The 11,575-nt window shown below is 33.6% G+C and carries 6 protein-coding genes; 1 reads left to right on the plus strand and 5 read right to left on the minus strand.

What is annotated here, in order from left to right; translation table 11 throughout:
* Window positions 1–4 precede the first annotated feature (4 nt).
* Window positions 5–1,933 carry an OmpA family protein gene (locus K6T82_RS22570; protein WP_223710995.1) on the plus strand — a complete coding sequence of 643 codons (1,929 nt, stop codon included), beginning with the start codon at window positions 5–7 and terminating at the stop codon, window positions 1,931–1,933.
* Window positions 1,934–2,015: 82 nt separating this feature from the next.
* Here the strand turns inward: K6T82_RS22570 and K6T82_RS22575 are convergent, their stop codons facing one another.
* From K6T82_RS22575 to K6T82_RS22595, 5 genes are all read right to left on the minus strand, one after another.
* Entirely contained in the window at window positions 2,016–2,654 is a 639-nt protein-coding gene (locus K6T82_RS22575; protein ID WP_223710997.1) for a porin family protein, read from the minus strand.
* A gap of 68 nt (window positions 2,655–2,722) precedes the next feature.
* On the minus strand, window positions 2,723–8,914 hold the full coding sequence (locus K6T82_RS22580) for a M4 family metallopeptidase (RefSeq protein WP_223710999.1): 6,192 nt from the start codon (window positions 8,912–8,914) through the stop codon (window positions 2,723–2,725).
* A gap of 92 nt (window positions 8,915–9,006) precedes the next feature.
* Window positions 9,007–9,144 (minus strand): hypothetical protein, encoded by a 138-nt coding sequence (locus tag K6T82_RS22585; protein WP_223711001.1) that lies wholly within the window; start codon window positions 9,142–9,144, stop codon window positions 9,007–9,009.
* A gap of 161 nt (window positions 9,145–9,305) precedes the next feature.
* The gene (locus K6T82_RS22590; RefSeq protein WP_223711003.1) at window positions 9,306–10,931 is read right to left on the minus strand and encodes a tetratricopeptide repeat protein; all 1,626 of its coding nucleotides are present in this window, start codon (window positions 10,929–10,931) and stop codon (window positions 9,306–9,308) included.
* Window positions 10,932–11,213: 282 nt separating this feature from the next.
* A partial coding sequence (locus tag K6T82_RS22595) for an HlyD family secretion protein (RefSeq protein WP_223711005.1) occupies window positions 11,214–11,575 on the minus strand: 362 nt, incomplete at its 5' end.

The raw sequence follows: 11,575 nt of genomic DNA on the forward strand, positions 1-11,575 counted from the left end.
GTCTATGAAAAGAACAATTACTATACTCGTATTGCTGATTTTGCAACAAGCATTTTCGCAGACCAAGAACAAAACAGCCGATGCTCTTTTTGATAAAATGTATTATATCGAAGCAGCAAAATCTTATGAACTTACGGTAAATAGTGGAGATCATTCTAAAGAAATACTAATGCGACTTGGAGATGCACATTATTTTAATACTCAGATGCAAAGCGCCAGCACTTGGTATGCAAAGCTAATTCACGATTACCCAAATGAAGTTCCTGCTGAATATTTATTTCGTTATGCACAATCTTTACAGGGAATTCAAAATTATGAACTGGCAAAAAAATGGATGAAAAACTTCGCATCCAAACAAAAATCAAACGACACAAGAACACAAAATTTTTCTCTTAAAAATGTTACTTTAGAAGATATTGAAAATATAAAACCCTCTTTTTTATTAGAAAATTTAGCTATCAATTCTGCTTATTCCGATTTTGGCCCTATGTTTTACAAAGGAGATTTGGTCTATTCTACAACTATTGATTCTTCTTATTTAAAAACCAATAAATACGGATGGAATGACCAACCTTATCTTAACATGCAATTGGGAAAAATAAGCGAATCGCAGGCAAATGTTACTTTTAAGGAACGTTTTGGCAAAGAAATCACAACCCAATATCATGAGGCTTGCATTGCTTTTTCACCCGATGAAAAAACTATTTATTTTACCCGAAACAATTATAACGGCAAACTAAAACGTGATAGCAAAGGCATCAATAATCTGAAGATTTACAGCGCAACTGCGACAGAAAATGGAAACGGTTCTGTACAGTGGAAAGACATTAAAGAACTTCCCTTCAACAGCGATAATTATTCGGTCGGACATCCTTCTGTAAGCAAAGATGGAAAAAAGCTTTATTTTGTTTCTGATATGCCTGGAACACTTGGCTCTACTGATATTTTTGTAGTCGATATTTTAGGAAATAATCAATATTCTGATCCTAAAAATTTAGGCGAAAAAGTAAATACAACAGGACGCGAAATGTTTCCGTACATAACCGATCAGGCGCTTTATTTCGCTTCTGATGGATTTCTCGGTTTAGGAGGTTTGGATGTTTTTGAAAGCAGTTTAAACGAGGGCGTTTTTGAAAGTCCAAAAAATCTTGGTGCGCCATTGAACAGTAATAGAGATGATTTTGCTTTTATCGTAAACGAAGAAACAAATCGAGGTTTTGTATGTTCTAACAGAAAGACAGGAAAAGGAGATGATGATATTTATTCTTTCGAGCGCTTCTGCAATCAGGCTGTTAAGGGTTATGTTTTTGATGCGATTTCGAATAATAAAATTGCAGGTGCAATGGTTTCTCTTAAAAATCAGAACGGAGAAAAACTAGAAGAAACCGTTTCTCAAATTGATGGAAAATACGAATTCAATAAAGCTTTAGATTGTAATAGTACTTATATCGTTGAGGTTTCTAAAGACAATTACGCCAACGGAATCAAAACTATCATTACTCCAAACAGTTCTGGAACAACAGAAACGCCAATCGGTTTAGATCCTGCTTTAATAGTTAGAGAGAATGGCGTTTTAAAAATTAAAATCGGAATTATTTTCTTTGATTTAGACAAGTCCGAAATTCGTTATGATGCCGCAATAGAATTGAATAAAGTCGTACTCTTAATGCATCAATATAACGGTGTTGTCATAAAAATTGAATCACATACCGATTCACGGGCAGACGATCAATACAATCTAGAGTTGTCTGATCGAAGAGCAAAAGCCACAAGAGATTACCTGATTTCTCAAGGTGTTGCTCCAGAAAGAATCGAAAGTGCCATTGGTTATGGCGAAACGCAGTTAATTAATAATTGTTCGAATGGAGTTCCGTGTACCGAAGCACAACATCAAATAAATCGTCGAAGCGAATTTATTATTACTAAAATGTAGTTTCTATTTTTTATCAGTTTTATAAAAAAACCACTCTTTTGCAAGAGTGGTTTTAAAGTGACATGAGTGTTACTAACTCGATTTAAAAAAAATAACCAACTGTTATCTGAAAAACTCTATTTTTCATGTCACTATTAATGATATAAGTATCGTTTGCATCTTTAAAAATATCTGAGTACGAAATATTATATCGTGCATCTGCGTAAAATTTATTTTTAAACTGATAACCTAATCCAAAGTTTACAGAAGTATCTACACCATTAGCATAATCTGATAAGTTGTAATTGTCTTTATTTTCATAACCTAAAAAATTATCCTGAGATTTGTTATTCGATTTTAAAAGTATTCCGATCTGAGGTCCCGCCTGTACGCTTAATCCTTTTAAAACATAATATTTAAGCATTACCGGAATATTTAAATAATTGAGTTCGATAGTACTTTTATAATGTGAATTTTCGACTTCTGCATCAGAATAAGAAATTTTCATTCCTTGCTGACTATACAATATTTCAGGTTGAATGGCGAAGTTTTTTGCTAAAGAAATTTCAGCCATAAGTCCTGCCGTAAAACCTGTTTTGGATGACGAATTCAGTTCACTTTCGTCAAAAGTCAGACTAGAAATGTTCAAACCCGCTTTTGCTCCAAATTTAAATTTCTTCTCCTGAGCCATAACGACACCGCACAGCATTAAGGAGCATAAAATTAGCATGGATTTTTTCATAGTTTTTTAGTTGTTTTAAAGAATGGTAACGCTACAAAATAGGTTACCATTCTTCTATTTGTTAATTTTTACTTCTTAATAACTTTTGCAGTGTATTTTTTACCTTGCACTGTACAATCTAAAATATAAACTCCTGTCGTTAGTTGGCTTACATTTATATTAGATGGCATTGTAGAATAGGTTTTACTCCATAAAGCATTTCCGTCTGTTGCATAAATTCTGATTTCTGCTGTTCCTTCTACTTTATCAGCCAAGAAGATATTGACAGTATCAGCTGCAGGGTTTGGGAAAACTCTAAACGGATTTGTAATTTTTCCGATCAAAAGCCCTTTAGAATCAAATGGCTCAGACATACTGTTACATCCATTGCTGTTTGTTGCTTGAAGACTGTAATTACCTTCCCAAATAGTTACAATTGTTTTTTGAGTTGCATTCGGTATTGGTCTGTCATTTAAAAACCACTGATATGAAACTGCATCAGTTACAGCAGTCAATTTTTTGTCTCCTGCTTGCTGAATTTCTGGAACCTTGTTTTCTAAGATTGAAATGGTTGTTTTGAAAATTTTACCAAGACCGTTTTCGTTATAAACCGTTACATAATAATCACCACTTTCTGTTGTGGTGAAAGTCGGTTCAGTCGAACCATCAAACCACTCATAAGCTGAGAATTTACCTGGATTTAAAACTACTTCTGGCCCACAGACATCACCATTTGTCAACTCAGATTCGAAAGTATCGAAGACCACTTTTACAGTTTCAGAAATAGTACAACCATTTTTTAGATTTGCTGTTACAGTGTAATCGCCAGCTTTACTTACGCTAATATCGGCACTAGCTTCGCCAGTATTCCATTTATATGACGTAACATCTAATTCTTTATCCAAGAAATTAGTTTCGGCAGTAACATATAATGAGGTTCCTTCGTACGCATGAATTACTGGATTATCAAATATTCTGAAATCTGAAGACACATTTTGATACACATAATTTTTAACTGTATTGTTTTGTTTTATAACATCATTTTCCAGTTTTGCATTGATAGTAAACACATGCGAATCTCCAGAGTCGTCCAATTTAGGCTGTTTGATAAAAGTATATTCTATACTCTCTCCAACAGGAATTCCTGAGGCAACATTTTCAGATATTTCTTCTGATGTATTAACGTAATTTAAATCTAACTGAATAACATTTGCTGCAATTGGAGTTTGCCCTTCGTTGGTAAGCTTAACTTTTACTTGGTTATTGCCACAAATGTCTTTTGGAGATAAAATTTGAACCGATACATCTACAACTAGATCGGTGTTAATTTTAAGATCGTCTAATACTAGATATGAATATCCTGCAGATTTAGCGTGTCTAAAACGAAACATTACAGATTTTCCTGCATATTTAGTAATATTTACCGCTGCTTTCTGCCATTCTGTATCTACATAAGTTCCTTGGCTAGTAGCTCTCCACGTTTCATTCCACTCGCCTCCAACTTCTTTAACATCAACAATTAAAGCATCATTAACATTACTTTGCAATGCATAATAAAACTCTAAAATGGTAGAACTAGCATTCAATTTGTAAAGTGGCGAAATTAACTCTCCATAATAATAAGGTCCTTCTAATTGACTGTACAATAGCTTTCCGTCAGTATCACCATTGCGATCTTTTAACGGAAGTGTCAAATAAGTGTTGTCTGGAGCAGCAAGAGCTCTCCAAGGATAATTCTCATCACTTTGATTAGAAACAAAACCTCTATAACCGAATATTGAACCTTTTGGCAAGTTTGTAAAATTCTCGGCACTTAACTCTTGTGCATTTGCAATAACCTCAAAAGCAGCAGTTAGACTTTTCGCATCTGCAAATGCTTGTCCATCAGCAGCAGCTTGCACTTTAATCTCGTAGCTTCCAGCTTCTAATTTTGGAAATTTGTCAATTTTATAAGCTAGCGTTTCACCTTGTCTTATAGCAGCCACTCTTTCTAATGAAATAGGTTCGCCAATAGCAGTTCCGTTTTGAAAAATTTGATATTTGACAGTAACTTTATCAACTGTTTTATAACCATCGTTTCTGGCATCTATAAAAAATTCATGCGATGGTGCATCTTCATAGACTTTTTCGGCTACAACTAAATTAGATAACTTTAAGTAATCTTTAGTTGGTGTAATTTCGATATTATCAACTGCAAAACCATTAGCAAACAGTCCGTTATCATTTTGTTGAAAGGCAACCATTACACAAGATTTTCCTGCGTAAGCGCTCAAATCAACATTATATCCAAACCAGCCGTTGTAATAAGGCATATGAAACACCTCTTGCCATGTTGCTCCTCCATCTGTACTTACTTTTACGTAACCGTCAGAAAGATGTTGAGCATCTCCAAAACCGTCAAATGATAAATGCGCTTCTTTATAATTAGTTAAATCAAACACTGGAGAAACCAGCATATCATTAGCAGAATCACAATTGCATTTGTCATCATTACTCGCCATAAATTTAGTATGGTCGTCGATAAACCATCCTGGAGATCCTAAATCGGCACGAAGACCATGTTTCCATCCTGCTGCTCCTTTATTTTCTGAAGTTCTCCAGCCTTTGTATTTAGAAGCATCTTCAAAATCCATTTTATAAGGAAGTACAGATACTTTTAAATCTTCATTATTCCAGTTATCATAAGTAAACACATAAGAATTGTTCGCTTGCTTTGCATCGATAGTCATGTCTTCAGGAAAAACAGAAACCGAAATGGTATGTTCTCCCACATTTTGCAAACTAATATTTGGGACTGAATATGTAATCGTATCTTTAAATTTCGCAAAGTTTAATGTCGCTTTTTCAGTTTTTGAAAAAACCTCTTTTTTTGATGCATCAAGAATTTTTGTGGTAACATTTACCACCTGACTGTTAGTAGCAAAATTATTGGTTATGGTAGTTTTTATAGTAGCATTGGTATTATCAACCGTACAGCTACCAGCATCTAATTTTGCTGAAAGAACTTCTAAGTCGTAGGGAGCATTGCTTACTAAGATGTTATCTAAAAATCCTCCTAAGAAACCATCATAATAATCGTCTGATTTTATATGAAAACGAATTGCTACTTTCTTTCCTGCAAGATCATTTAAGCGAACTTGATATGGATCTTTCTTAAGTACAGTATTTACACCCGTAAACCAAGGTCCGTCAAACAATTCGTTACCGTGAACAGTTTCTGGATAATTTACATTTTCAATTTTTTTCCAGTTTTTACCTTTATCTTCTGAATATTCCAGAATTAAACCGTCATATCCTCTGTGAAATAAATAGTATAAATCGAACTCTATATAAGGAGAAGTAACATTGGTAAAGTCAAAAATTGGAGATTCTAATACAAAATCAGAATTTAGTCCCATTTTATCCGTTGATTTAAAATCTACTGTTGCCCACATATATTGTGACTTAACACTTCTGAAAGATGCTGGATAATTCTGAAAAACAAACTTTTGTGTTCCGTCTAAAATTTTTGTATTCCAACCTCCTGGTGTTCTTTCAAAACCTTCAGAATATGGCAATTGCGTTACAATACCACTATACGCAGCATTTAAAATACTATTATTTGTGGTAACTGGATCTTGGCTAAATGTCACATAACCTTCGTAAGTATGAAGACCTTGTGAAGATAAATCGACTGTTTCGTCAAAAGGAATTGTTATTTCTGATTTTCCTTTAAAAGCAGTCTGAAGCGTAACATCTTTCCAGATCGTTGCACTTCCTGCTTTTGTATCTGCATACCCAACTTTTAACAGAGTTCCAGCTGGAATATCCTGACAACCTAAATTAGCAAGCGTAATAGCAAGCTGATGGCTTGCTGTAAGTGCATCTCCTGTATAATTAGGCATTTTTAGATTTGTTACTTTAATGTCAAAGTCTTTTTGAGCTGTTGGAACCACAATTTGAGACACAAAAGAGTATCCGTCTTTTTCTCCAAATTCCGTAACAGGATTTAAATCTATTTTTATCTCTACATAGTTTATTGCACCACCAACTTCATATGGCATCTGGCTCTTAATTTCCAAAGTTGTTTGTTCTCCTACTGCCAAATCTTTAGCAAAAGGAACACCACCATCATTTGTATAAGTAGCTACCATTACCCCTAAAGCACTATGCAGAACTCTTAATTTGAAATTTAAAAGGTCACCTGCTTTTATTACAGTTGTTCCTGTATTTTTTATAGTAACATAAAAAGGTTCATTTCCTTTTAATTGTCCACATGGCAAAGAAGGTTCTTGAACAGAAATCACTGCAAATTGTCTATCAGAATAAGCAGCTCCCACACCAATTGCATACCAAGCATTAGCTACTTGTTTGTATTCTTCAGAACCTAATCCGTACAAATCTTCTACAGCCATTAGCGTTGCTTGACGCATATCTTGAAAGTTTGAAGACGGCGATAAGTATTCTGTAAGTGCTACGTAAGCAATTTTTTCGGCTTTTTCTAAACCGATCGCTGATATTTTATAACTGTTATTAAGATCATTAACACCTTCTCCTCCTTCTACCAAAAGATAAAACCAATAATTAGTAATACCACTATTAATATGAACTCCGCCATTATCATATCCTAAATTTGCAGGATCTGCCCAATTTGTTCCTCCATAAGTATCTGGCTGTCCTTGTGTTTTAGGATCAGACATGCTTCGCAAACTTCCGTGGCTATACAACTCATCTCCAAGCATCCATATATCATTTTTACTGTCCTTACCGGCATAAAATTCAATAGACACTCCAAATATATCACTGAAAGATTCATTCATTGCTCCTGATTCTCCCTTGTAAATTAAGCCTGCAGAAAATTGCGTTACGGCATGCGTAAGCTCGTGTCCTGTGATTCCTAAACTTACAAAAGGAGCATTATCACCATCTCCAAACTGCATCCACCCTCCGGTCCATGAAGCATTCTCAACCTTTGTTCCCAAATGCGCGAGACCGAACATGGTCATTCCTTTATCATCAACACTATTTCTGTTGAATTTTTCTGCGTAATAATCAATAGATTTTGACACCCCCCAGTGAATATCTATTGCAGCTTCATCATGGTCTTTATTGTACAAATCATTCCAGTTATTGTCTTCATCAATAAAATCTGTAAGAACGTCATCTGTTGGTTCGTCTGCATGATTCATGTTTATAGTATAAACAGGCACTTTAAATTTGCTTTGCTCTGCTTCTAATCTATAACCATCTGCATATTGTTTGGTAAAAAAAGTAACATCACCTGCATAACGAGCTTTACCTTTTCCGATATTTTGGTAAGCAATTTTCTTAGAATTTAAAACTTCATTTTGTCCTAAATTCCCTTTCGCTTTTCCAACACTTGCATTCCCAGTGTGAACATCGCGCTGCAAATCAATTTTTAAGATTACTTTTCCTGTATTGGCATCTACATAAATTGTCTGACTAGATTGCGGACTTGTAGCGAAAATATCGTATTTCCATGCTAAATGGTATTCAGTCAATTCAGAAGAAAAATTTGGTCCAACATAGACCAATTCCCCTTCTGGTTTAGTGCTGATTTTTTTATGCACTAAAGCGGATAATTTTTTACTCTGCCAAACATATTCTTTCGCTTTTACTTCATTTAATGCATTTTGCAAACCTACAGAAGCATTTACTTTATAGCTACTGCTTGCTGGAAGTTTTTTACTGATATGTCCAAAAGCATCAATTTTATTCTTGTTCTCTCTAACTTTATAAATCGATCCTTCTACTGGAACAGAATTGTGCATTTGTTGATACGTAGCTAAACTTCTGCCATGTTTATCCGAAACAGATTTTAGTTGCATTTTATCAGTAGCAGCCAAATCAAAATCAGCTTTTTTGACTTCAAAAACATTTCTGATCGTCAAATTAGAAGACTTGGCAAAAGATCTCACTTTTGTGCTATCTAAAGTCTGAATATTTTTAGCTGTTGAAGCACTTTGACTTTTATCAAAGAGTTTTTTGCTTGCTTGAGCTCTTTTATTTACTGCTTCACTTTCTTCTTGAGAAAGCGTAGTACCCTTTATACTTTTTTGAGTCAGAAGAGAACTGGTATCATTGTCTTCCTGATTATTGTTTTGATCATTTTTTTTCTGAGAAACTTGATCATTTTTTTGAGTTGCAGAAGGCGATAGTATGGCCGTCTGCGCACTAGTGGATTTGTTTTTTGGCAAAGGAGACTGAGCCATTCCAACGGAACAGACAAAGAAACCCAGCAAAAGAAACAAATGCCTCGGTTTAGAGTAAATCTGGTTCATTTTTAAAATTTAAAGTTAATATTAAGGTTGTCTGGTTAAAAACAAATGTTTTACAATGGTTGCTTATAAAGCACAAAAGCAGATTCAAAAAATCAATTTCGAGGTTGATTTTTTGAATCTGCTTTTGTTATTTTTTGTAAAATTTTTAGAAGTGCGCTCTTTTTCGTTTTTGCTTCTTCTAAGAGTTGCTCTAAACTTTTAAGCGTTTCTGCTTTTTTCTTTGCGTTCATCCAAACTTATTTATAATAGATTTGGTAAATGTAGAATGCACATTTCCGCAGATAAAAAAAACGACTATTGCAAAAACACTCTTAGACAGAAATAAGACACTTAAAAAACACTCATTTCACCCTAACAACAACTTAAACAAATGGTTAACTTAAATTTAATTTTACATTAAATCACCTTTAAAGCTGTTTAAATAAGTAGAAAGATTTACTTTTTCGTTGGTCAAATCGAACTTTTTACGAAGTCTGGTTCGTGCATTTTCGATTGATTTAAAAGATTGACCTGTAATTTGGGAAATTTCTTTTGTAGTCAAATCAAGATATAAAAGTGCGCACAATCTTCGGTCTTTTGGAGTAAGTGAAGGATAATCAATAGTAAGTTTGTCGAAAAAAGATTTATGAACCTGCTCGAAACTGATTTCAAATTCTTTCCAGATATCGGTATTCAAATCCTTTTCCAAACGTTTCAAAACAATATCAATTGCCTGCTGTAATTCTTTGTTAACCGTTTTCAATTTGATCATTTTAAGATCAGTCAGAATTTCGTTGATATTATCGGTACGATGAATTTCAGACATTGCTTTTCCTACCAAAACCATGTTTTTGGCTTCTAAGCTTTGTTTCAGTTCCTGTTCTTTTCTTTTTAATTTCTCTCTTTCAAGTTGATTTTTAATGTTTTTATTTCTGTATCTTATCAGTAGAATTATTAAAATAAGAATACCTACAACCAAAATTAATCCAGCTACATAATATCTAAAACGTGTTTTTTCTTCTTCAAGCGTTCTAATTTTATTCTTTACCTTGTAATCCTGTTCGAGCCTTATTCTCTCTAGATTTACAGCTTTCTGTTCAATATTGATACTGTCGCTTATTTTGTTATACTGCTCAAAATAATAAACCGCATTTTTATAATCTTGTTTCTTTAAATAAGCTTCATAAAGCATTTTATTTAGTCGCATGCTAGAAAAACCAAACAATTTATCCTTATTTAATTCTAAGGCCAGTTGCGCATGTGTAATCGCGCTGTCAAGTTTATTTTCCGCCAAATTGTATTCTACAAATGCCTCGTGAACAAATGATTTTATAGAATTGTCGGAAACGGAATCCAGTAATTCAAAAGCCTTTTCAAAATAAAGTCTTGTTTTTTCTTTACTATTCTTTAAAAAGTAAGCTCGGGCTAAGTTTGTATAGATGTAAACGGTTAGATTGTTATCTTTTAGTGCCTTGGTAATCGAATAAGCTTTCTGATAATAATACAATGAAGAATCTGGTTTTTTATCCAGATAAATTGTTCCGATATTATTTAAGATCTTGACCAGTTTGGTAGAATCTTTCTTAACTTTTTGATCTTGATAAACATGCAGAAAGAATTTTAAAGCCTTCTCCTGGTTGTTACTTTTTGCATATAAAATAGCTAGATTGTTTTCTACTTTTATGGCTTCTTCTTTATTATTTTTTTCTTTATAAATATCATAGGCCTTTAAATAGTATTGTAGAGAAATATCCAAAGCATCTTTTGCATTGTATATTTTACCCGAAGTGATATATACGGCTGCCAAAGTTTCATCAGGTTTTGCTGTTTTTTTGGCTTCAACTTCTGCTCGTTCAATATATTTGACGGCTCTTTCCCAATCGGAATTCTGAAGTTTTAAAGCAATTTCTTGACATAATCTCACCTTCGTCTCATAATTATCAATCGTATTTAAGCTGTCTATCAATTCTTTGGTGGATTGAGAATAAATAGAAAAAGAAGATAAAAAGAGTAATAGAAATAATAATCGTGGTATCATTGGCAACAGATCTTAAAGATGCGTTCAAAATTAGGCAAAATAGAGCTTAGCCAATGAGAAACTGAAAGAAATTTCACATTCTAAATTATCCTGATTTAACTATGGAAAATGCAATAAAAAAAGAGCCAAATGTTAGTAACTAACATTTGGCTCTTTTATATATTTTTACTTTGTATTCTATATTTCCCAATGCAATATCTAACTTTTCTATGTTTGAAAGGATTCCATCTATTAATTTTTGTAAACTGCATCAAAAACAGGGCCTTAAGAATTTATCTAAACCTAAACTTGTTCAAAAATGTTTTTAAATTGATATAAAATTCGTTCAATCAAACGCAGATCTTCGGTTACAATTTCTGCGCTTCCTTTCATTTCCTGCTGAAATACAATTTGTTTGTCGTAAGATGTTTTTAATCCGTTTGGAAGTGCAACGTCTAGTAAAAGATTTCCATCTTTATCGGGTACCAATGAAATGTTTTTGATTTCTCCTCTTAAGACACCAAATTCACGGTCCGGGTAATTTGCCAAACGGATATTTACTCTTTGTCCTACTTTTATTTTTCCTGAATTGAGTGCCGGAGCTTTTACCTTTCCAATAAAAGTATTCTTAGCGTCGGGAATAATGGAAAAGACGTTGTCTCCCA

Origin of the sequence: Flavobacterium potami (assembly GCF_020026915.1) — a bacterium.
GTDB classification, from domain to species: domain Bacteria; phylum Bacteroidota; class Bacteroidia; order Flavobacteriales; family Flavobacteriaceae; genus Flavobacterium; species Flavobacterium potami.

Bases quoted from the DNA above. Each gene is read 5' to 3' on its own strand.
- K6T82_RS22570 (WP_223710995.1), top strand. From the start codon at position 5: ATGAAAAGAACAATTACTATACTCGTATTGCTGATTTTGCAACAAGCA.
- K6T82_RS22575 (WP_223710997.1), bottom strand. From the start codon at position 2,654: ATGAAAAAATCCATGCTAATTTTATGCTCCTTAATGCTGTGCGGTGTC.
- K6T82_RS22580 (WP_223710999.1), bottom strand. From the start codon at position 8,914: ATGAACCAGATTTACTCTAAACCGAGGCATTTGTTTCTTTTGCTGGGT.
- K6T82_RS22585 (WP_223711001.1), bottom strand. From the start codon at position 9,144: ATGAACGCAAAGAAAAAAGCAGAAACGCTTAAAAGTTTAGAGCAACTC.
- K6T82_RS22590 (WP_223711003.1), bottom strand. From the start codon at position 10,931: ATGATACCACGATTATTATTTCTATTACTCTTTTTATCTTCTTTTTCT.